Source organism: Soehngenia saccharolytica DSM 12858, from assembly GCF_059568515.1.
Genome location: NZ_JCANTN010000003.1, coordinates 77,159 through 101,213 on the forward strand (window position 1 = coordinate 77,159; position 24,055 = coordinate 101,213).

20 protein-coding genes are annotated in these 24,055 nt (G+C 34.6%); 1 reads left to right on the forward strand and 19 read right to left on the reverse strand.

The annotated features are described in order from the left end of the window. Positions 1 to 56 precede the first annotated feature (56 nt). Complete coding sequence (locus tag BO51_RS01670) at positions 57 to 1,880, forward strand: O-antigen ligase family protein (protein ID WP_496483341.1); 1,824 nt, start codon at positions 57 to 59, stop codon at positions 1,878 to 1,880. Between the two features lie 9 nt (positions 1,881 to 1,889). Here BO51_RS01670 and BO51_RS01675 read toward each other — a convergent pair whose 3' ends face one another. From BO51_RS01675 to BO51_RS01765, 19 genes are all read right to left on the reverse strand, one after another. After that, positions 1,890 to 2,036, reverse strand: coding sequence for a YvrJ family protein (locus tag BO51_RS01675; protein ID WP_135270438.1), 147 nt, complete (start codon positions 2,034 to 2,036; stop codon positions 1,890 to 1,892). A gap of 42 nt (positions 2,037 to 2,078) precedes the next feature. Continuing rightward, positions 2,079 to 2,297 carry a DUF2922 domain-containing protein gene (locus BO51_RS01680; RefSeq protein ID WP_496483343.1) on the reverse strand — a complete coding sequence of 73 codons (219 nt, stop codon included), beginning with the start codon at positions 2,295 to 2,297 and terminating at the stop codon, positions 2,079 to 2,081. 20 nt (positions 2,298 to 2,317) lie between these two features. Then, positions 2,318 to 2,527: a DUF1659 domain-containing protein gene (locus BO51_RS01685; protein ID WP_496483345.1), complete on the reverse strand. Its 210-nt coding sequence runs from the start codon at positions 2,525 to 2,527 to the stop codon at positions 2,318 to 2,320. A gap of 136 nt (positions 2,528 to 2,663) precedes the next feature. Continuing rightward, complete coding sequence (locus BO51_RS01690) at positions 2,664 to 5,348, reverse strand: autotransporter outer membrane beta-barrel domain-containing protein (RefSeq protein WP_496483347.1); 2,685 nt, start codon at positions 5,346 to 5,348, stop codon at positions 2,664 to 2,666. A 202-nt stretch (positions 5,349 to 5,550) separates the two neighbouring features. Beyond that, on the reverse strand, positions 5,551 to 6,642 hold the full coding sequence (locus BO51_RS01695) for a S41 family peptidase (protein ID WP_496483349.1): 1,092 nt from the start codon (positions 6,640 to 6,642) through the stop codon (positions 5,551 to 5,553). 13 nt (positions 6,643 to 6,655) lie between these two features. Continuing rightward, the gene (locus tag BO51_RS01700) at positions 6,656 to 8,476 is read right to left on the reverse strand and encodes an LTA synthase family protein (RefSeq protein ID WP_496483351.1); all 1,821 of its coding nucleotides are present in this window, start codon (positions 8,474 to 8,476) and stop codon (positions 6,656 to 6,658) included. 22 nt (positions 8,477 to 8,498) lie between these two features. Next, entirely contained in the window at positions 8,499 to 10,313 is a 1,815-nt protein-coding gene (locus BO51_RS01705) for an LTA synthase family protein (protein WP_496483353.1), read from the reverse strand. 95 nt (positions 10,314 to 10,408) lie between these two features. After that, the gene (locus BO51_RS01710; RefSeq protein WP_496483355.1) at positions 10,409 to 11,587 is read right to left on the reverse strand and encodes a BTAD domain-containing putative transcriptional regulator; all 1,179 of its coding nucleotides are present in this window, start codon (positions 11,585 to 11,587) and stop codon (positions 10,409 to 10,411) included. Between the two features lie 115 nt (positions 11,588 to 11,702). Beyond that, positions 11,703 to 12,467, reverse strand: coding sequence for a lysine 5,6-aminomutase subunit beta (kamE, locus tag BO51_RS01715; protein WP_496483357.1), 765 nt, complete (start codon positions 12,465 to 12,467; stop codon positions 11,703 to 11,705). Then, positions 12,467 to 14,020 (reverse strand): lysine 5,6-aminomutase subunit alpha, encoded by a 1,554-nt coding sequence (gene kamD / locus BO51_RS01720; protein ID WP_496483359.1) that lies wholly within the window; start codon positions 14,018 to 14,020, stop codon positions 12,467 to 12,469. The genes kamE and kamD overlap by 1 nt, the downstream gene beginning before the upstream one ends. Before the next feature lie 13 nt (positions 14,021 to 14,033). After that, on the reverse strand, positions 14,034 to 15,659 hold the full coding sequence (kamC, locus tag BO51_RS01725; protein ID WP_496483361.1) for a lysine 5,6-aminomutase reactivase ATPase KamC: 1,626 nt from the start codon (positions 15,657 to 15,659) through the stop codon (positions 14,034 to 14,036). 3 nt (positions 15,660 to 15,662) lie between these two features. Further along, positions 15,663 to 16,691: a lysine 5,6-aminomutase reactivase subunit KamB gene (kamB, locus tag BO51_RS01730; RefSeq protein ID WP_496483363.1), complete on the reverse strand. Its 1,029-nt coding sequence runs from the start codon at positions 16,689 to 16,691 to the stop codon at positions 15,663 to 15,665. 2 nt (positions 16,692 to 16,693) lie between these two features. Beyond that, positions 16,694 to 17,956 carry a lysine 2,3-aminomutase gene (gene kamA, locus BO51_RS01735; protein ID WP_496483365.1) on the reverse strand — a complete coding sequence of 421 codons (1,263 nt, stop codon included), beginning with the start codon at positions 17,954 to 17,956 and terminating at the stop codon, positions 16,694 to 16,696. Positions 17,957 to 17,980: 24 nt separating this feature from the next. After that, entirely contained in the window at positions 17,981 to 19,018 is a 1,038-nt protein-coding gene (kdd, locus tag BO51_RS01740) for an L-erythro-3,5-diaminohexanoate dehydrogenase (protein WP_496483367.1), read from the reverse strand. A 168-nt stretch (positions 19,019 to 19,186) separates the two neighbouring features. After that, entirely contained in the window at positions 19,187 to 20,581 is a 1,395-nt protein-coding gene (locus tag BO51_RS01745; RefSeq protein ID WP_496483369.1) for a sigma-54 interaction domain-containing protein, read from the reverse strand. 94 nt (positions 20,582 to 20,675) lie between these two features. Further along, complete coding sequence (gene ispE, locus BO51_RS01750) at positions 20,676 to 21,518, reverse strand: 4-(cytidine 5'-diphospho)-2-C-methyl-D-erythritol kinase (RefSeq protein WP_496483371.1); 843 nt, start codon at positions 21,516 to 21,518, stop codon at positions 20,676 to 20,678. Between the two features lie 118 nt (positions 21,519 to 21,636). After that, positions 21,637 to 21,873, reverse strand: coding sequence for a Veg family protein (locus tag BO51_RS01755; protein WP_496483373.1), 237 nt, complete (start codon positions 21,871 to 21,873; stop codon positions 21,637 to 21,639). A 182-nt stretch (positions 21,874 to 22,055) separates the two neighbouring features. Beyond that, positions 22,056 to 23,405 (reverse strand): magnesium transporter, encoded by a 1,350-nt coding sequence (gene mgtE, locus BO51_RS01760; protein WP_496483375.1) that lies wholly within the window; start codon positions 23,403 to 23,405, stop codon positions 22,056 to 22,058. Positions 23,406 to 23,575: 170 nt separating this feature from the next. Then, a complete protein-coding gene (locus tag BO51_RS01765) occupies positions 23,576 to 23,881 on the reverse strand; it encodes a HesB/IscA family protein (protein WP_496483377.1) in 306 nt (101 codons plus the stop codon). Positions 23,882 to 24,055: the final 174 nt, after the last annotated feature.

Sequence of the window (24,055 nt, forward strand, 5' to 3'; positions counted from 1 at the left end):
CCATCAAATGGTGTATAATACTTATATAGAAACTTAAAATACTTAAGGAGGCATTCATGGCAAAGAACGATAAAACTATAAAAAAGAAATACAAATATGACTTATGGATTATATTACCACTTATTTTTGCGGTTGCAGTCATACCTTTGATAATCTATCTTAAGGTTGTAGCAGTACCAGAAGAACTTAAATATTTTACAAATGGACAAGACAATGCTGACTTTTTCTCGTATTATAAAATGCTTTGGTTGTCTATAACATCGGTTGTTGGACTATTCATGTTTTTTTCAAGATGGTATTTAAATAAGCAAATAGAATTGAGAAAGGATAAATTCTATTATCCGATGTTGATTTATGCGGTATTGATAATTTTATCGGTCCTTTTCTCAAGCTATAAATCTGTAGCGACAAAGGGATTTATAGATCGTTATGAAGGAATGTATGCTCTCCTTTCATACTTGAGCTTGATGTTTTTAGCATATAACACCATTGACAACGAAAAGCAGGTAAAAACTCTGATATACTCGCTTTCTGTTTCTTCTTTAGTTATGGCTTTGATAGGATTGACTCAGTTCTTGGGAAAAGATATTTTTATGACTGATTTCGGAAAAAGCTTGATATTACCAAAGGCTTATGAGCATTTAAAGGACACCCTAAACTTCACATTTGCTGCAAGTAAAGCTACTTATGGAACACTTTACAACATAAACTATGTTGGCGTGTACACAAGCATGCTCTTTACCATAGCTATCACTTTAGTGCTATTGCTGAAAGATAAAAAGCAGAAAATATTCTTCTTGCTGGTTAGTGCGGCAAACTTTCTGACATTGCTTGGGTCAAGATCTAGAGCCGCACTTTTAAGCTTTGGAGTTTATGTAATTTTAGCGATAATATTTTACAGAAAGCAAATCAAGCATAGTTTGAGATTTTTTGCACTAGCCCTTGTCATAATTATAGTCATATTCTTCGGAGTCAACACCGCATTAGATGGAACAATTACTGATAGATTGATATCAGGTGTAAAAACATTAGTTGAAGTACAATATATAGATTTTGAAGATATTGTGCTAGAAGACAATGCAATAGACATAAAATTTACTGACCATGAAATTAGAGTGGTTAATGAAGACGGTTTTTTCAGCTTTTATGACGAATACGACAATCCTCTTGAAGTTAAAATGATTGAAGAAGGCACTTACAAATCTACTAAAGAGCCATACAATAAACACACATTTAAATTGCTTCTGTCTGATACTAATGGACTTATAGTTCAAGCAGATCTAGCCACAAATAAAGGAGTAAAATCTATAAGATTTGCATACGATGAAAATAACAACGCTAAGGCTTTAGGGTATAGAGGGGAACTCTTAGGAAATGAAGAAATAAGGGCAGAATACTTTAACTTTGAAGGTAGAGAATACATGGCGTCAAATAGAGGTTATATATGGTCAAGATCTATTCCTTTGATAAAAGACACTATTTTTATAGGACATGGTCCTGACACCTATGGCATTTACTTTCCTAACAATGACTTCGTTGGTAAATTAAAGGGTTTAAATAGTATTTATTCAGTAGTAGATAAACCTCACAATATGTATTTACACACTGCGATATGTACTGGCCTATTATCTTTGTTAGCAGAATTAGCTTTGTTTTTAATGTACTTTGTTTCAAGCTTTAGAGCATACTTTAAAAAAGAAAAATACAACTCATTTATGGAATCTGCAGGGCTTGGAATATTCTTTGCAGTTTGCATGTATCTATTTACAGGGTTATCAAATGATAGTATAGTGTCTGTTGCGCCTATCTTTTGGGTTCTATTGGGGACTGGATTTATAATCAATAGAAAAGTAGTTGAAACTGATAAAGGGATTGATTGATCAATCCCTTTAATTTAGTTTAGTTTCTATGACTTTAGATAACTCAGTTATACTTTTAGTTAGCTCATTTAGTTTTCCTTCGATTCTCACTAATAAAAATAGCGATATAACTATAGGAAAACCTAAATTAGCTATATTTGTATAAAGCTCTTCCATGTTTTCACCTCTTTAATTTAAAGGGAGCCTAGGCTCCCTTTTTTAAAATTCTATTTCTGTAGTTGATGTTGTGACTATGTTAGCTTTCATTGGTGCTGTTAATAAACCATTTCTTGATACAAATGTGTTTAGACCTACAAGGCCTGTCATAGCTTGGTATATCTCATCTTCAGTTAAATCAGCTCTTGGATTGTCAACTGATATACTGTACGCTTTATTTGCAGCGTCTATAAACTGCATGATCAATTTAGTCTTTTCCATAAATACTCTCCTTTCTTATTTTATTCTGTTACGATTGCTTCCTCAATTCTCTTGACATTGATAAGTGCTTTTTCTTGAAGTCCTGAAATCAATTCTCCTGCCGACAATATGTTTTCGTCTGTTGCAGTTAGACTGATGTTTGAATAGGTCTTTGATTCAATTTTTTGTTTTCCGTCAACTACTCCCCCGTCAAGTTCTAGCTTTAAGCTTTTCTTTGTTATCTCAACCATTTTCTCACCTCCCTATACTTTATATATATGATTAGGAGGTTATATGTACTACGTTTATACAGAAAATAGGCATAAAAAAACCTCGGATACACCGAGGTTTTTTGGTTGTGTTATTTGTTTGTGTTAATCAACTACTTTACTCTACATTCACTACAGTTGTTGCTGCTAATCCATCTTTAACAACTGTTGCATTAACTTTAACTATTTTGCTATCTTCTTTTACAATATTTGTTAGTAATATATCACTAGCTGAAGGATTTGTTTCAACCCCATATTGATCAGTGATTACAAATTCTTTTGCAGCCGCTATTGCTGTTTGTATAGCACCTGTTGAAGTAGTTTCAGTTACATCTACTGTTATTTCTGGATCTACTTCTATTTTAACAGCCTTAGCTGGTTGATATGATACTGTAATTTCTTTTGTTACTACTACTGGACCTTCTGCTCCTTCAATTACAACTGTAAGAGTAGTTTTTGCATCTGCTTTTGTTGCAGCTCCAGTTAAAGCTGTTACAGTTAAATTATCTTTATCAACTGTTGCTATATTTGTATCTGCTACTGCCACTGATTTAATTACGTCATTGTTTACTACTACAGTTTGTCCGTTAGCTAATTTACCTTCAAGAACAATCTTTCTAGTATTAGCTTCATGAGCTTGGTTATTACCATTTAACAACCCGATATCTTTTATAGTGTAAGTTGCTACATCATTAGGATTGATTACATTAAATGTTACTGAATATGCTGAGTTTGCATCTGTGCCAATTTTAAAGGTCAGTGTTGCTGTTCCTTTTGAAATAGCTGATACTGTTGTAGGAACAGTTGGAGATGATACAGTTACAAACCCAACGGCACTTGTAGTTACATTTAATGTGTAGCCAGTAGGTGCTTTATCCCATGTAGATGTTCTACCATATTGATCTTGGTATTTAACATTCTTAGGATTTATTTGAACGCTTGTTCCACTAACTAAATTTGTAGATACGCCTGTCAAGCCTACTATAACAGCTGGTTTTGCATTTGGTCTAACTGTAAATGAGATTTGCGAAGTATTTCCGCCAATTACAGTAGAGAAAAGTATTACTGGTGTATCTTGTGTAACATTAGCTGGTGCAGTATAAATTAATTTTGCAGTTCCATTTGTTTGTTTTTCAAATTTAAGATTTGTTTTTTCATTAAATATCAAAGTTTTACCTACAGCACTATTTAAATCATTGAATTTTGTAACTGCATTTCCAAATTGATCATATGCAGTAAATGGTATCTCAACAGTTTCTCCACCAGCAACCATAGTTGTTGGAGATGACATTGTGAACGATTTAATAACAGCTACTGCTGGAACAACCAAATTGAAACTAGCTGATTTACCAGACTGTGTAGAAGTAGCTCTTATTTCAACATTTCCGCCACTTGCAGTCATAGCTCCTTGCGTCAATACAACTCCTTGATATTTTACTCCATTGACAGTTTGTTCTGTATAAGTTGCATAGCTATTAACTTGAGCAACTAATGGATTATTTGATAAGAAATATATTGACCCTCCAGGTGCTGTTAAAACATTACCATATTGATCTTTTGCACTAAATAACAATTGATATCTTCCTGATTCAAAACCAGCTGGTAAAGAATCTACCATTACAGATTTTTCTGTGTCATACAAGCCTTTGAATTCTATTGTGTCAACATTAGATGGCATAGCTATTGTTACTTGTGCATTTAGTACTGTTGCAGTTGCTGCATGAACTCCTGTCAAATAAACAACTGTTTGATTTGGAATGAAGATTCCGCTTGTTGTCAAAGTTAATACTCCATTGCCATTATCAGCTACAGGGCCTGATGATGCAGTCCAAGTTATAGCTTGGCCTTTCATTTCTTCTCCATATTGATTTAAAACTCTATAAAGAACAGTTGCTTCTTTACCATTTAAGTCTTTCATAGGAGCTTTGTCTGATAACAATTCAATCTTTGAAACTTTAACATCTTCAGCTGTAAATGTTGCTGTTAAAGCTTCATCTGTTAATCCAGTTACTTTTACAGTGTAATCGCCTTTTGTTAGGTTAGTTACAGTTGTAATAACTGCTGATTTAGCATCGTCAGCAAATACTATACTTTCAGTATTTACAGCGATTGAACCTTTGTTAACAGTGATTACTGCTTTTGTTTTGTCAACAGGTTTGTTAAATGTTACAGTGATTTTCTTAGCTCCTGTTGCTTTTGCTGTTACAGCAAATTCTGCAGGCATTTCAATTCCCAATGTTTCAGCTAATGTCTTTTCACTGTCTTTAACTTTTGTATTAAGTGCTGTTACTGTCATAACTGACATGTTTCCTCTTGGTAATTTTGCTGTAGCTTCAAGAGTTACGCCTTCTAATAGACCTAAGTCTTTAGCTTTTGTATAAGCATCTTTCCACTCAACATCTGTATAGCCAAGTGCTCTTAATAATACTTGAGCGTAGTCTTGTACAGTTATGTCATCAGTAAATCCGAATTTTGCATCATTATATCCTTTGTAATATCCTTCTGCTTGTGCCCAGCCTAGGAAAGGTACATAATATTTAATTGTTACGTCTTTCCAAGTTGGAGCTGTTGGATATTTTGCTGCTACTTCTTCTTCACCAAGAAGTCTAGCAAGCATTACTACTGCGTCTCTTCTTAAAAGAGTCTTGTCTAGCATTAAATTGCCGTTTTGATCTCCTTTAAGAACGCCTAATTGTTCAAGAAGTTTCCCTGCTTCCTCTTGTGGAGTTGCAGCTTGTGCATAAACAGGAATCATTCCTAGAACCATTACTAAAGCTAACACCAATGATAGGGTTCTCTTCATGTTCTAATTACCTCCTTATAATTTTGTTTTAATTTGTACTGTTAAGTACAGTAACTCGCACTTTACAGTTATTATAACACCTACTTTAGCCATGGTCAATAAATTGTAAATATATTGCAGCATATACTAAAGTAGTTACTATACTTTGATTATACACTAAATTTTGGATTTTAGTGTTACAAATTTGTTACATTTAAGTCATTTAGTTGTTTAAGTAATTTATTGCTTTCTCAAGCTGAGTATCAAAGGTTTCATTTTCAACTATTAAATCAGGCGTCACGCCTACTCCATTTATTTTTACCCACTTTGGACTAAAATACTCAGCTACTGTCAATTTCATCGCATCTCCTTTTGGAAGTTGAACTATGTTTTGCACTGTGCCCTTCCCATAGGTCTTTGTTCCTATAATGTATCCTGCTTTTGTGTCTTTGACTGCTGCGGCTACAATCTCCGATGCGCTTGCGCTGTTGTGATTTACCAATACAACAAGTTCATATTTGGTCTTTTCTAGATTTGAATAATAGCTTTGCACATTTCCATATTTATCTTTTATGTGTACTATTGGTCCTTTTGGCACAAAGAGACTAGCTACTTTTACAGCTTCATCTAAATAACCTCCAGGGTTGTCCCTTAGATCCAGTATGACTTTCTTGGTTCCAACAGTATCTATATAGTCAAGGGCTTCCTTTACTTTGTCACTTGCTTTGTCGCTAAAACTATTGAGTTTGATATAGCCTACTCCTTTGGATACATCGTATTCTACTGGGGATATTTCAATTTTCTCTCTTCTGACTTTAAAAACCTTTAATTCACCATCTCTTTTTATCTCGATTCGCACTATATTCCCAGCTTTCCCTCTCAAAAGAGAAGTGACTTGGTCTAAACTTAGCCCTTCTACTTTTTGGTAATTTATGCTGATTATCACATCTCCTGCTTTAAGTCCTTGAGCTTGTGCTGGTGTATTGTCCAAAACTTTATCTATAACCACATCTTTGTTTTGAAGCTTTATTACAATGCCTATGCCTGCGAATGATTGATTTAAACTGTTGATAAAATCTTCATATTCTTCTTTTGTGTAGTAGTCGCTGTATGGATCTAAGTTTTGCAACAGACCCTTTAATATGTTGTTTTGATGAGTTTCGTAATCAATGTCTTTAATGTAATAAGAATTAATGTATTCCACAATAAAATCCACATAGCCATAGTCTATTCCACTTTGAGCAAAGCTTGCACTTGGCAGTAGAATTGTGAGAACAAGTAAAAAGATCAACAATCTATTCATTTTCTTTTTCAATCAACTCGCCCCTTTACTTAATGTACTCCTGGAAATAGTTGTTTTTCAATATATAATCCGATAGGTCTATTTCCCTTATACCCCTTTGGTAAATATCTTTAAACTTATTTATATCTACTTCTTCTCGAGTGTGCCTATTTATAGCTTTGCTATTTTCATAAACTCCATCTCTTGAAAACTCAAACATATAGTCTTTGGTTATGACAGAGCCTTTGTACAAATAAGTTTGTGGGAATACACAGTTCTCTCTAGTTGGATTGTTTAAGTCCATTCCAAAGACAATACCTTTAGTGTTTTCATATCCCATGACATTTGCTATCGTTGGATAGAAATCAAGTTGACTTCCCACAGTTGTTATGGTATTACCTAAGTTTTCATTTGGTATGTGTATTATCAAAGGAATATTCATCATTGTGTCATAGTCATAGGGTTTCTCTAGCAAATAATCTAATATCTCTTCTTCAGTTTCAAGTCCTGCATTAATTGCAAAATGATCCCCATAGATTACTATAACAGAATCGTCATAAAGTCCATTGTCCTTTAAGCTTTGAATGAATCCACCTATTGCTTCGTCTGTATAGTGTATAGCTTGAAGGTAATTAGCTGTAAGAGTGTTCTTGTGCTCTTCCCTGATATTTATCTTTTGGTATTCTTCTGGCATCTCATATGGGTTGTGGCTTGTCAAGGTGACTAAAAATGCATAAAATGGGTTTTCATCTTTCTGATCTAGTTGTTTTAGGTAAAATATCGATTGATTGAAAAAGTCTTTATCCGTTATGCCAAAGCCAATTTCTTCAGTGAAGTTGAAATTGTCTTCTGCTATAAACCTTTCAAACCCCTGATTTACGTAAGCTTTGTCTCTATTCCAAAACTCTCTTTTATATCCATGAAATGCCCATGCAGTATAGCCATTGTCCCTCATTAGCCAAGGAAGCCCATAGAATTTGTTGTCAGCGTATTGAAAATAGGTTGGCTTTTCCATAGATGGATAGAGCGAGTTTAAAGATACGAATTCTGCATCTGAAGTGTTGCCCTTTCCTATAAGCTGAAAATAGTTATTGTAGTAAAGGCTGTCATTCTCAAGAGCTAGTTTGTTTAAATTTGGAGTTATCTCTTGACCATCGTAGTCCCTAAACATGACAAAATTTGCTAGGGATTCTACTTGAATGACAATGAGATTTTTGCCCTTTCCAATGCCATGATAGTTTTGGCCTTCGTTCTTCATTCTTTCAGCAATTTTTTTCAATCCATCTTCAATCGTTTGCTCTTCGGCTACTGAGGTTTTTTCGAATTTCACTATGTGATAGAAATCGACAATTTGATGTGAGTAAAACTCTTGATTTATAACCGACTTTAATTCACCAATTCCAAACAAATATACCAACACACTCAAAACAAAGACTGATGATGTTTTAAATATGTTTTTATAATCCTCCGCTTTTAATGCTCCTTTTTTCCCAAATGCTTTTTCTTTCTTGTTTAAGAAATAATATACAAATGGTATATCCAACACAAGTATTATCTTGTTTAAATCCAAAAGGTGCTTTATGCTGTTTTTTACTGTGTTCAGTTGCCTTGCCTGTCCCAGCACATTTATCGACAAGAGCGAGTTGAAATATGAAAAATACACTGCGTTTGCAAACATCAAAATCGAGATCAAGCTATAAAAAACTATTGTGTTTCTCTTCTTTTTATTTCCACTTTTCCAAGAAATAAATGAAAAAATGGCACAAGACAAGAAGAAAGTCAATACAATAATATAGCCTTCATTTTTTTCTACTTTTATTGCGTTTGTATATATAATGGATTTTATTAGCATCATCAGTTCTAGCATTTAAATTCCTCCTTAAAGCCAGTTATTCATTAAGCAATCTATCTATATAATTTGATTTCAACACATAGTTTGATAGGTTGATTTCTTCTAAAGCTCTCTCGCTTAAATCTCTAAATTTCTCTATGTCTATCTCTTCTCTAGTTATTCTATTGAATGCTCTGCTGTTTTCGAACAATGCTTTATCTCTGACAAACATCTCTTCCTCGGATATAACGGAGCCTTCTTTGATGTATCCCATTGGAAATACATAGTTGTCGGTAAATTCCCCGTTTAAGTCTTTGCCAAACATTATTCCTTTTTCATTTTTTATGCCCATAATATTTAATATGGTTGGCAAAAAATCTAATTGACTGCCAACAGTTGATACAGTTTTATTTATATTTTCTCCTGGTACATGGATTAAAAGAGGTATGTTCATCATCGTGTCGTAATCATATCTTTCATTGGTTATTTTTCCCGCATTTTCACTTTCTGTTTCATCATAAGCGGCAATACCAAAATGATCTCCGTATATTGATATTATTGAGTTTTCGTATAAGCCTTCGCTTTTTAAATTTTCGATAAATCTGCCTACCTCCATGTCTGCGTAGTGAATGGCATGAATGTAGTTACCTGTAAGCGTACCTTCTAATTCACCTAAGTCAGTGTATTTTTCATTTGGAGGCATCTTAAATGGCGTATGGCTAGTTAGAGTGATTAAAAATGCAAAAAATGGATTTTCATCTATTTGATCGAGCTCTTTAATGTACTCTAGCGACTGCTTGAAAAATTCCCTGTCGGGTATTCCAAAGCCAATGTAGTTGTCAAACACAAAGTCATCTTGAGCAATAAACTTTTGAAATCCTTCTGATGCATATGCCTTATCTCTATTCCAAAAATCCCTCTTATACCCATGAAAAGCCCATGTTGTGTAGCCGTTGTCTCTCAATATCCATGGCAATCCATAGTATGAATTGTCGTAGTATAGGGTATTAGTTGGCTCCTCTAGTGAAGGGTAGAGCGAATTCAATGTTGCCACTTCAGCATCTGATGTATTTCCTTTCCCGACGAGGTGAAAATAGTTGTCGTAGTATATAGTGGCGCTGTCTTTAACTAGTTTATTTAAGTTCGGTGTAATCTCAAAACCGTTGATTTCTCTAAATAGCACAAAATTTTGAAGCGCTTCAACTTGAATGACGATCAAGTTTCTATTTTCGCCTATCGCTGTAAATTCATTTGTTTGAGTTTCTCTATGAATCAATTCTTCCAACTTGTCTTCTTCTGTTAAAAAATTTTCCACTTCATTATCTTTTTTAAAATAGTTGATTAAATTGCTTGTGTAAAATGAATATATTTCATCAGACGCAACTGCCTTTATCTGTCCTATTGTAGTTATATATATAAACAAAATGATCACAGTGACAGTCGATGTTAAAAGCAATCGCTTTGATTTCTTTTCAGAAATATTTAGTTTTGAAATTGTTTTATTTTTAACTATTGCTGTAAGATATGCTGCCAAAAGCGGCAAATCCAACAGCAAAGCTAGTCTTTTAAAGTTTAAAAGCTCTTTAATGCTGTCCAATACATCCCCCACTTGACCCGCTTGTGTAAACGCATCTATGGATATCAGCTTGTTAAAATACCCAAAGTACATTGCATTTGCAAACAAAAATACTGAAAAAACAAAATAAAATAAAAAGAGTATTGAATATTTTTTATTGGTATTTAGACTGAGTATAATGTATATGATGCCCAATGTTATTAAGGATGTCAAAAGCACCACAAATAATCTATTGTTCTCAACTTTTATTAAATTCATAAAAAGAATCGTCTTTAAAAAAACAAATATTTCTAGCAAAATTTCACCTCTAAAAATTAAAGAGTAAACCAAATTCTCAGTTACTCCTTAATAGTTTAGCACTTGATTAATTTTTGTTCAAGTTTTTCCATATTTTACAATTTAATTTTTGTGTTTTCATCAATTTGTATTGACCTCAATTTTATTGGCAATGCTCTTGATGAATCAGTTTCGTAGTAATTGATAAAAAATCGGTTTTCCATCTTTGCTGATGCATCTATCTTAACAGCACTTAAAAGCACTAGTATTTCTTTGCCTTTCCAAATGGCAAAACAATCGCTTTTCCTAAAAGATCTAGTTACCACATTCGCGACATACTCATGCCATGCTATTTGCTTAAGACTGTATCTGTTCCAATCAGCAAGCTCTATTATAAATAAATAGTCTGCTTCCTCATCGCTTTTTCTCTTTCGTTTAGCTATTTGATATACGGTCTTGAATTCTTCTTCAGTTAATTGCATCGGACCCTCTAAAGGTTGTAATTTTTCAATTCCGTTGTCAATGTATGTGTTTTTTTTATTTGCATTCAATAAATTCTCTAAGCGGTTGATGGAATCTATTGTAAAAACTCCTGTGCCCTTAACAAACTCATTTTGCAAGTACTTTACATGTTCAACTGCCGCTTGAATTTTCCCTTCGTTTATTAAGCTTTGAATTAGATATCTATGAAACTTTTCTTCATATGGTTCTTTAGACAGCGCTCTTTGGCAGATATTGATGATGTCATCGTCCTTATCTTGTAATTGATATTGCAAAATGATTTTTTCTACCGAATTTACATATAATTTCCTTAAATAATTTCTCATGGGCACTAGCCATATCTCATAGCCAATGTTGTTTAATAATTGATTTTCGTATATAGAAAAAGCTTTGTTGTACAATTCCAAAGCTTTTTCGAAATTCTCGGTGATCATATTTGCTTCACTTATATATTTTTCAAAAGTATCACTGTCTATGACGACATTTTCGCCGCTCTTTAACATATAATAGCCTTTAACAAATTCTATTGTCAAAGAATCTTCATCAATTCGAGCTTCTTTAAGTCCTTTTTTCAACCTGAATATCTGACCTTTAATGACATTTTTTACATCCATTGAATCATATTCTCCCCAGAGAGTTTCATAAATGGTTTCGGTCAGTATTTTCTGATTTCTAAAGGCAATAAAATACTGAAGGAGTTTCATAAGCTTGTAACTTCTTTTTAGATTTTCAATCCTCGAAGTTCCTTCATCTAATATATCGAAATCACCAAATGTTTTTATGTAAAGTACCATTTATATCACCTCTGTTATTCTAATATACCCCTTTGCACTAAAAAAGTAACTCTTTTTTTGATAAAACAATACTCCCATATCGATAAAATATGGGAGTGTTGCTTTAGCTTTTATACTATTTATTAATTAAATTTCTCTTTACTATTTCATTTACTATAAATGTTGCCACATCTTCTGCGTAAGCACCGCTGCCAAACCCTGCGTCGTACCCTAATTCTTTTGCTAATTCATGAGTGATTCTAGGTCCACCACAAACCAAAACAACTTTATCTCTAATGCCTTCTGCTTCCAAAAGTTCAACTAATTCTGTCAGGTTTGGAATGTGAACATCTTTTTGTGTTACAACTTGAGATACAAGTATTGCATCTGCATTTAATTCAATTGCTTTAGCTACGAGTTCTTCGTTAGGTACTTGGCTACCTAAATTGTATGCTTCTATTCCTTCGTATCTTTCAAGCCCATAGTGGCCAGCATAGCCTTTCATGTTCATGATAGCATCTATTCCAACTGTATGAGCGTCTGTTCCTGTGCATGCTCCAACTACCACTATGTTTCTCTTAATATTTTCTTTGATGAATTTTTCTATATCTTCTTTTTCCATGACTTCTACATCTACTTTTGGTACTTCAATGGATGTAAAGTCGATTGTTTGTTTTGTCTTTGCATATACAATGAAATAAGTGTATTCTACTCCCAAGTCATGCGCGTATACTACTGATGCTTCTTCAAAACCCATTTTCAATACGATTTGCCTTGCAGCTTCTTTGGCTTCATCTCCATATGGCACTGGAAGTGTAAAGCTTAATTGCATTACTCCATCGTTTAATGTATCTCCATAGGGCATTACTTTTGTTAAATCAACCTTTTGAGCTTCAGTCATTACTTGTCACCTCCAAGCATCAATTCAATGAATGGGTTGAAGTAGCCAGAATCTTTTTTAGAAACTCCATCTAATCCCTTGCCACCGTCTCTCATTCTCTTTACTCCACCAAATTTCCCTTGTTCGATTGTTTGGAATAGCCCTTCTTTTTCTATTTGAGCTAATAAATCGCTTGCTTTATCTAAAACTTCACTTGCCCTTTGTTGAATTCTGCCATTTTCTTTGAATTCAATTTCTTCGCTTAAGTGTCTTGCATTGTTAAAGATGTATTTTGCGTTTTCAATTGAAAGGTATCTATCGTGCAAATGAGGTGTGTGTATTGCTTCTGTTAGCATTCCTAATAATTGGATTCCTTGGTTAGTCATGATTGAAACCATGTTGAACATAGCATTTTGAACATGTCCTTTAAATATGTTTCCTGTCATGAATTTAGTAGGTGGCATGTATTTTAATGGTGCTTTAGGGAAAATCTCTCTAGCCATTTGTGCTTGAGCTAATTCAAGCAAGAATCCATCTTCTAGCGAAGGATCCATTTCAAATGCATGGCCTAATCCCATTTGTTCTTCTTTTAATCCTGCTTTTAGAGCAAATTGCTCATTGATAAATTGAGATGCCAGTACTGTGTGAGCAGCTTCAACAGCATCGTCTGTTGTTAGGTAATTGTCTTCGCCTGTATTAATGATTATACCTGCAAATCCATTTATAACTCTTGAGAAATATTGGTCGATTAAAGTTCTTTGCATGTTTATATCTCTAAAAAGTATCCCATATAGTGCGTCATTTAACATCATGTCTAATCTTTCAACTGCACCCATTGCTGCAATCTCTGGCATGCATAACCCTGAGCAATAGTTAGTAAGTCTTATATATCTACCTACTTCTTCTCCAACTTCATCTAATGCTCTTCTCATGAGCCTAAAGTTTTCTTGAGTTGCATATGTTCCCCCAAATCCCTCTGTAGTTGCCCCATAAGGAACATAGTCGAGCAATGACTGCCCCGTAGTTCTTATAACTGCTATTACATCTGCACCTTGTTTTGCTGCAGCTTTAGCTTGAATGATGTCTTCATATATATTCCCAGTTGCAACGATTACATATAGATATGGCTTTGGGCCTTCTCCAAGAGTATTTAGATAGTGTTCTCTTGTCTTTCTTACATTTCTAATTTTATCAACTGTTTGATTTGCAATCTTATATATATGTTCTCTTATTTCACCTTCATCTTTAGCAGGAAGCCTAGTTATATCTATTTCCCCTTTGGAAATTTTTTCTGCTATTTCTTGTGGTGTTAGGCTTAAATTTGCAATTGCGTTACCAATCCAGTAGGCTGCTCCTCTTTGGAGTCCTCCTCCTTCTTTGATATTGTCAACTACAACATTTGGAAGTGGTTTTCCTATTTCATCTACTCCATCTACTCCAAGTAACCTCACTACTGTTCTTTCTGTAGCCACAGTAGTGTGTTGATCTATAAATTTTTGTACTTCATCTGCTATATTCTTAGCCGATTGTCTTGATTTGTTTATTTTCTCTACATCAAGATTTAGTTTTCCCACTTTAACACTCCTTTCATGAATTCTTCTTTAAGTTTTTTTCGGCTAATGAAATTATTTCATCATCCAATCCCATAATACGGGCTATATTCAATGCATCTCTTGGAATTGGAGTGTCTTTGTCAACAGTCCTTAGCCTATAGTCCATGTATTTATTGATGATTTCAAAACCTTCTTCTGCGTTCATTTCTTCTTTCAATTTCTTCAAATCTAAATTGGATAATCCTACTACTTGCAAATGGACCACATCATCTAAATCAGCTACATTGTCATAATGAGTGGTTAAAACTGTGATTGCTTGTTTGTCTTTTAAATACTCTACTATAGCTTTAGATATTGCATACCCCTCTTCTGGGTTTGTGCCTCTTGCCAGTTCATCAATGAGTATCAATCCTCTTTCATCAGCTCTTTCTATTGCTTCTTTTACGACTTTTACTTCTCCGCCAAAGGTAGATAAGCCACTGTCAGTAGATTGCATATCGCCAATAGATGACTTTATGTACTCACTAAGCCCGAGTGTCATCTTCTTGGCTGTCACAAACATACCATATTGAGCCATTGCTGTTAGAAGACCAACAAGTTTTAATGTTATGGTCTTGCCTCCCATATTTGCACCTGTAATGCAAGTTACACCTTTTTTTAATGATATTGAAATCGGTGTGAATTTTAAGTCTTTTTTAGAAAGCATCTCAGCTACTTTTGGGTGAATCCCATCTTCAATCTCAATGACATGTTCCTTTACTATTTCGGGTCTTACGCAGTTGTAGTCCACAGCAAATTTTGCTTTTGCAATCAGCAAATCCAATTTCCCTATGCTTGATATATTCCTGTAAATTGCCTTTTGGTGTCTTTTAATCTCTTTTGTGAGGAGTTCTCTTATCCTCATCTCTTCTAATTCTTCTTTTTTTCTCAATAAATTCAGCTCTTTTTCTAATTCATCAATCTCCTCGGAAGTTTTTATGCTGAATTTAATGTTTAGATATGTTTCAGACACATAGTTTAGATTAGGATTTTCTTTTATTCTGTCTAGTACATCTTTCTTGTCTTTCGAAATAATGACTGTATTATCTGGTCTTATGTCTACTTTCAATTCCTCTTTAATTCTGTCTCTGATAGACTTTTGTTCTTTTTTAAGTATTTTATCTATTTCTCTTTTCTTCTCTCTTATTTTTTTAAGTTCTTCAGAGTACAAGTCATAGATATAGAAAGAAGATATCTTTGTGTTTTCAGGGTCTAGAAGTTTTTCTAAAGGTTCTATCGGAGTTATTTTCGTCTTTTCATATACAGGTATGCCATTTTCATGTATGAACTCATCTAACTCTCTTAAGAAAAATAGCATGGATTTTATCTCAAAAAACTCAACATCATTTAATATAAAGCCGTCATTAGCTCTTTTAATGGATTGCCTTAAGTCTTTAAAATGACTCAAGATATTGTTAAATCCACTTCTTATTGATGTGTTCTTGATAAATGGAATAAATGACTCGAGCATCAAAAACTGCTGGGAAAGAGCTTCCTCTTCCCCAGGTTTATAGCAATGCATTCTAGATTTAAAAATATTTCCATAGGGAGTTATACAGTCTATTTTGTCATAAACATACTGAAAATCCAATGCATCAATTGTCTTCTGATCCATAAACATAATTTAACCCCCTATCATAATATCAATAACCGGAATATCTTTTATATAGCTTCTCATCTTTTTTAAAAGTTCTTCTGGCTCAAAGTAATAGCCGTAAGGAGAATAGGGATTCACCGTTACTCCGATTAAATTGATCGGGTAAACTACTTCCAGCTTTAAACCCATTCTAAGAAAGTGCAAATAATCCTTGGGGGGGATAAATATTTTAGTTCCATCTGATACTGCAATGGTCACATTCTTATAATGGTGTGTAGAGCTTAGTAGTTCACTTATGGTCGATTTAACCAGAGAGCCCGGTATCAAAAGGTATCTTGAATTTTCCTTCATATGCTCGGATATTTCACGACCCATGCCCAAAGCGGTTTTATACTTTAACCTTTCATTCTTTAAGTCCTCATCTACTACTGCTATTGTGTTCTCTTCCAAAAGACTCTTCAAAATATCCTCATACCTATCTTCTACTTTTTTAAGTCTAAGCAAGCTGATAGTGTGAAGCGTTTCTTCCACTACTCTGTTTATATCTCTTGATATGGCAGCTCCAGTTGCTAAAATCGTAGCATCTGATATAGCAGGAGCTGCTTGTGATTTTCTGTCAAGGCTGCCATCTATGATTACAAATTTAGCACCTAAGCGTAGCATGTCCTCTGAAACTTTTTTCATTTCCTTTAGGGTCTGTGGTCCTGCAAGTTGAATGTATCCAGCAGATCTGACTTTCCCGATGACTACTTGTCCTAGTGGCGTTCGATAGTTTGTAGTCATCATTATCTCCACATTTGCATCACTTAAAAGCAGAAGGCTTTGGGCAGTGGCAACATATGTGTTTTCACATACCCATATCTTTGGCTTTTCAGTTTCTGTTACTATATCCAAACTTTCGCCGTCTCTGCCAATTGAGCTTATCCCTATTGGTATATCCTCTTCGTAAGCTTCAGTTATTATCTCATTTAGAGTAGTAGTTTTCCCAGCATTTTTGCTCATTCCAATTATTGATATTATCTTGTATTCATCTTTAATTAAATTTAGTAGGCGCATGACTATTTATTGTATTTCTCGCTTCTTTCATGTCTTTCTAAATAGCTTGGCTCGAGATTTTTTACTTCATTTCCTTCCAACAGTCCAGCAACACCTGTGGATTTAGATTCTTTCTTGCCTTGACATACATCGCAATGGCATTCTTCTTCAAGGTGATTTGGTTCAACATATGTTGTGATTACTCCTTCATAATTTCTTAGGACAACTTTTGTTGGAGATTGAGAAATCAAGTATTGTGGCATTACTGGAATCTTTCCTCCTCCACCAGGAGCGTCTACTACAAATGTTGGCACAGCATAACCTGAAGTATGTCCTCTTAGAGCCTCAATTATTTCAATACCTTTTGCAACTCTAGTTCTAAAGTGTTCAATACCCATTGATAAATCACATTGGTAGATGTAGTAAGGTCTAACTCTCATTTTTACAAGCCCATGAACTAAGTCTTTCATGATATGTGGGCAGTCATTTACTCCTCTTAATAGAACTGATTGGTTTCCTAAAGGAATACCAGCATCTGCTAGCTTCCTACAAGCTTCCATTGATTCAGGTGTTATTTCTTTTGGATGGTTAAAATGTGTATTTAACCAAATTGGATGATATTTTTTAAGCATGTTTACTAAATCGTCGGTAATTCTTTGTGGCATAACAACTGGGACTCTACTTCCAAGTCTTATTACCTCTACATGAGGTATTTCTCTAAGTTTACTGATGATGTATTCAAGTCTGTCGTCTCCGACCAATAGCGCATCTCCACCTGACAATAGAACATCTCTAACTTGTGGAGTGTTTCTGATGTATTCAATGCATTTGTCTATTCTTTCCATTGTTGCTGCGGAGTCGCTTTGTCCTGCAAATCTTCTCCTTGTGCAGTGCCTGCAATACATTGAGCATTGGTCTGTGATTAAGAACAACACTCTATCTGGATATCTGTGTGTAAGCCCAGGAACTGGTGAATCTGCATCTTCATGAAGTGGATCTTCCATGTCGGCAACTGATATGTGGGTTTCTGCAATTGTTGGAACAGCTTGCATCCTAACTGGGCAATGTGGATCGTCTGGGTCCATCAAAGAAGCATAGTATGGAGTTATTCCCATTCTGAATTTCTTCAATACTTCATTTATGTCTTGCTTTTCTTGTTCTGTCAGATTGATGATTTGGCTTAGTGTTTCAACATCGGAAACTCTATTTCTAACTTGCCATTTCCAGTCATTCCATTCACTTTCTGTTACATCTTTCCACAACGGAATCTCGTTGTATTTTCTCATTTTTATACCTCCAAATATTTTCAATTAAGCATAAAGCTCTGTGAATATTTTTCTTAAGGTTTCTGATTCTCTCATTAAATTAAGCGCAATTGCAGCATGTCCTTTAGTGTATCCATTTCCAATGATCATTGTGACGTCTTTACCTACTCCTTCAGCTCCCAATGCAGCTTTTGTAAAGCTTGTTGCCATCGAGAAGAAATATACCAATCCATTGTCTTTAGTAGCTAGTATTGATGACATTTCAGTGTTTGGAATATTTACAGTATTTATTACTATGTCTGCCATTTCTCCATTTGTTGCTTCTGCAACTTTTTCCATGATTTCAACAGCATCTTGTGCATTAGCTTTGATGTATACATCAGCTAGATTTGCTTGTTTTACTCTGTTTATAGTCTCGTCTCTACTGCCTATGCAAATTACTTTTCCTGTTACTCCTGCTCTTTTCTTTGCTTCATATAGACAAAGCATGCCTGATTTTCCAGTTCCACCTAATACTACTACAGTATCCCCAGGTTTTACTAGTTTTGCAGTTTGTGCCGGTGCTCCAGCAACATCTAAAACTGAAAGAGCTAAGTTTTCAGGAATGTCTTCTGGCAATTTAGCGTATATTCCTGATTCGAATAATATTGCTTTCCCTTTGATGTCTACTTGGTCTATGTCTTTTCTCACTTCCAAAATCTCGTCTATTCTAAGTGGAGTAAGTGATAATGAAACTAAAGTTGCGATTTTATCGCCTACTTTTAAATCAGTCTTACCTTCTAAAGCTGGCCCAATTTGTTCAACAGTGCCAATTAACATTCCACCTGACCCAGTAACTGGATTTTGGTGTTTCCCTCTTTCTGCAACAATGCCCATCATGATTTTTTTGATTTCTTCAACATCGCCTTTTGCTTGCTCTTCTATTTGAGTAAAGCTAGCTGAGTCAACGTTAAGTGTTTTTACATCGATAAGTATCTCATTGTCGTAGATTTCCATAGTGTTATCAATTTTTAATGCTGGTTGTGGAAGCACACCCTTTGGTTCAATAACTCTGTGTACTCCATATGGACTCCCTTTTTTCATTGGCAACTCCTCCTTAAATTTTTTTACGCTATTTTATAATGCAATTTTCGTGCCAATAATCTTTGTTAAAAAAATAGCTATTTTCCTGACTTTATAAAAATAAAAGTCGGGAAAAGGTTTTTTACGCCGAATATTCGGCATTAAAGTAAAAAAAAGAGCCCAGAGGGCTCATTTTAGCTCGATATTGTATTTTTGAATTTTATATTGAAGAGTTTGTCTTGGAATGTTTAAAGCTTCGCTCGCTTTAGATATATTTCCATCTGTTGATTGCAGTGCTTCTAATATTAAGTTCTTTTCTGTATCTCTAAGCACTTGATTTAGATCAAGTTCTAGCTTCTTCTTGTTCTTCCTGTTGGCAATTCTCTTCATCTTTTCAGGCAGATGTTCTATATCTATTATGTCCACATCGTAGATGCTCATGACTCCTTCTATGAGGTGCTCCAATTCGCGGACATTTCCTTCCCAAGCATAGCTTTTCAATAAGTCTAGAGCTTTTTTGGATATGCCTTTAGTTTCCTTGTTTAAGAGCATATTGTATTTTTCAATGAAGTGATTGGTGAGCGTTTCGATGTCATCTTTTCTTTCTCTAAGTGGAGGTATTTCCAACGTTATTACATTGAGCCTGTAAAACAAGTCTTTCCTCAACATCTTCTTATCTATCGCTTCTTCGGGATGAATATTTAGCGCTGTGATTATTCTCACATCCACATTTTTTACTTTTGTATCTCCTACTCTCCTTACATTGCCGTCTTGAAGCACTCTTAAAAGCTTTGGTTGAAGTTCAAGAGGCATGGAGTTTATCTCGTCTAGAAACAATGTGCCTCCATTAGCTAACTCAAATAGTCCAGGCCTATCTTCAGCGCCAGTAAAGCCGCCTTTAGCAGTTCCAAATAATATTCCTTCCAAGAGGTTGGCAGGCAAAGCTGCACAGTTTTGAGCTATGAATGGTCCATGTCTTCTTTTGCTCCCACTATGGATGGAGTGAACAAATAATTCCTTGCCTGTGCCCGTCTCTCCTGATACCATCACTGGCACATCTGATTCAGATGCTTTTTTTGCTAAAGCTTTCAATCTCAATATTTCCTTGTTGTTGCCCACAATGTCATAAAATGTGTATTTAGCGTATTCATTAGTCGGACTTAGTTTGTCGTTTTTCTTGAATAATTGACTCTGCAAATCAACTACTTTTTCTGAGAGCTCCCTGACTTGTGTTATGTCTCTTGAAATTTCTATTGCACCCATTATCTTTCCTTTACTCTTTATGGGAATAGTGGAGTTTATTGTCGTTATTTTCTCCCCTTTGTAGTTTACAAAAGTCTGCTCTTTTCTCAATATAGGCTCTCCAGTTCTAATAGCAGTGAGCAAAGTGCTAGTTTGTTCATCTAAAGAAGGGTATATCTCCAACAGATGCTTGCCAATAGCTTTATTTAATTCTACTCCATCTATCATTTGAGCAAATGCATTGTAATATATGCTCTTTCCAGAGGCATCTATTATATGTATTCCCTCCTCTAAATAATCCAATACCTCAAATATATTCTCCCTTAAAAATGTATCTTTCATATTATCCCTCCATGCCGAATTTTAGGCATTTACCGCCGAATTTTAGGCAGGTTTTCCCTGCCAAATAGTTGCAATTTCCTATACTTTTCTGAATTTATTTTGTTAAAGTGTGGAAACAATATGGATATTTTTGCTCCATTTTCTTCCTAGCATATTTTAATTTTTCAATATCTTCGTATATAGAGAATACACTAGCACCACTTCCGCTCATAAGAGCTCCTAAAGCTCCATTTTGAAGCATAAAGTCTTTTATATCTTTTATTATTGGAAATTCTTCAAAGACTACCTTTTCCATTTTGTTTTCAAGCTTATTTGCCACTGTATGCAAATCATCCATTTCAATCGCTTTTATGAGTCCTTCCATGTCAATTCTATTGTCATCAATCTTGATTTTACTGTAAACATAGGGTGTCGAGATCTCAAACCCGGGATTTACAAGTAGTATATGTTTGTTTTTAAATGATTTAATGTCTCTTAACCTCTCGCCTTTACCCTCAGCTAATTTTGTGCCACCCACTAAGCAAAATGGGACATCAGACCCTAGCTCTTCTCCTATCTCCATAAGTTTTTCGATCGAAAGCTTCAAACCCCACATTTGATTTAGCGCAAGCAAAGTCGCAGCTGCATTTGTGCTACCGCCGGCAAGGCCAGCTGAGAGTGGTATATTTTTAATTATTTTTACTTTGATTCCAGTTTTAGTATTGGCAATTTCCGCCATTTTCTTGTACGCTTTACAAACCAAGTTGTTTTCATCAGTTGGCAATTTATTGTTGTTGGTTGTGATTTCCACGCCTGATTTTATCTCTTCAAATATCAATTTGTCACATAGAGATATTTCCTGCATTATTGTTCGGATTTCATGGTATCCGTCTTCTCTTCTACTTAGTACATCGAGTGCAAGGTTTATTTTTGCGTTTGCATCAATTTCGTAAACCACTATATCTCTCCTCGCATTGTTTTATATAATTATACCATATGCAAAATATTTTTTAAATGAAAAAGGACCTGCTTTGAGCAGATCCTTAAACTCGATTTATGTCGTCTTATAGTATTTCTTAATCTTCTAAAATTGTGATTTCTACAGTAGATGTGAGCACATCAGAATAAGTGTAGCTAACCATTCTGGTGTTGTCATAGTCGTTGTTAATACGGACTACGAAAAGACTGGGATATGCAGATTCTAGTATTCCCTCTCTAACAGTTGTCTTTTTTCTACCTTTGTTTGCTTTAAGTCTTACTTTTTTTCCAATGCATCCCTCTAAATCTTCTCTGATTTTGGTTATACTATCCATACCTATTAAAACCACCTTCCAAAGGAATCTCCCTTAACGGGGCAGAAGGAGTGTAGGGACACTCATCATAGGTATAGTATAACACGGGGCAAACAAAAAGTCAAACGTTCAACATTATACTATTTATACCCTGATACTGTCAATAATAACTATTGTTTATTTTATTAAGATTTATTAATAATTTATATGTGTAAAATCAATCTTGCAAAGTAGAAATAAATTGTCAAGCTTATGGCATCTGCAATTGTTGTGATAAGTGGTCCCGCCATAATTGCTGGGTCTATTTTAAATTTCTTTGCAATAATTGGCAGTATGCCGCCTAATAGCTTTGAGATAACTATTACCACAATTAGAGTCAGGCAAACCAGAAGCGAAATATTAAAATCAATCTTTTCTAGATAATACAATCTCAAGAAATTTATAAATGAAAGTACTACACCTACGATTATCGAAATTCTAAACTCTTTCCACAATACCTTAGCGAAATCTTTCATTTCGATTTCTCCTGTTGCCAGACCTCTTATAACGAGTGTCGATGATTGGCTACCTGAGTTTCCTGCTGTATCCATTAGCATTGGTATGAATGAATTCAAAACAATCATAGCTGTCAGAACTTCTTCAGCTCCATTTATTATCCTGCCTGAAATTGTGGCTGATACCATCAATATCAATAGCCATAATATCCTATGCTTTGCTAATTCAAATACGTTCGACTCCAAATAGGCTTCATCTGATGGCGCCATTGCTGCCATTCTTTGAAAGTCTTCAGTTGCTTCTTGTTCCATTACATCCATGATGTCGTCAACGGTTATGATTCCTGTAAGTCTGTTTTCATTGTCAACAACCGGAAGAGCTAAAAATCCGTATTTTCTAAATATGTTGGCGACAGTTTCTTGATCGTCATGAGTGTTTACATATATGACATCTCTTTCCATTATGTCCTCAATTCTTTGATCCAGCTCAGATGTGACTAGCTTTCTAAGGGAGATAATTCCTTCCAGCTTTCTATTTTCATCAGTTACATAGCACGTATAGACCGTTTCTTTATTCAATCCTGTCTCTTTTATATGTTGCAGCGCTTCTCTTACTGTCATGTTTTTCTTTAAATCGACATACTCTATAGTCATTATGCTTCCTGCAGAATCAGGTGGATATTTCAAAAATTGATTTATTAAATCCCTTTCTTCCTTGTTGGATTGCAATAAGATTTTATTTACAATATTTGCAGGCATCTCTTCTAAAAGGTCGATCATATCGTCAAAGTATAGCTCTTCTACAATGTACTTGAGCTCCTTGTCTGTTATGACTTTTATGATTTCCTTTTGCCTTTCTGAAGTCAAATGCGCAAATACATCAACCGCAAGGTCTTTGGGGAGCATTCTAAATAACAGCACAGCAGTTTGAGCATCAATTTCATTCAAAATATCAGCTAAATCTACTTCGTTCATCTCTTTTAGGATTTCTTTGAGCTCCACATATTTCTTTCTTGCAACTAGATCCAAAATTAACTCTAATTGTTTTTCTTTGTCCATAGTATTCCTCCTTATTCAGTTTTCGAGGAACCACAGACAATGGCTGTGGTTCCAGTTATTAAGCTTTTACCTTCGGGCAGCGGACTAGAATCCACAGCCATCACTCCTTTCAAAATAAAATGCACCTATATTATAGCACAAAAAAAGGTGGTCTTCCCACCTTTTTTTGTTTAGCAGCTCGATTCTTTAGCCATGCCATTTGGCAAAATGCTGAAACCTCGTCTTAGCCAATTGTCACTATAATCTATAGTGAATGAATCAAAATTTTCAAAAGCTAAATCTTCTAAATAAAATTTGAATCCATCAGCCTCTACTTCAACGTCTCCTTCTTTTGGCTCATCCAGAGCCATACCAAAGCTTGGGCCGCTTCAACCATAGCCAGCTAAAAAAATTCTCAATGCTTTTGCATTGTCTTTTCTGCTATCAAGAACTTTTTTTAGTTCTTCCTTTGCAGAATCTGTCAACATTATTTCCATTTTATCACTCCTATACCCCCTTATGGTATATTAATAATAAATCTTTTTATTTGTTTTGTCAATATATTTTATACTCTTCTATAAATATTCTATGATAATGTCATATTAAATTTAATCTGATAAAATGTCAGTATGAGAGAGGAGATTTTTAATATGACCCAAAAGGAAATAACA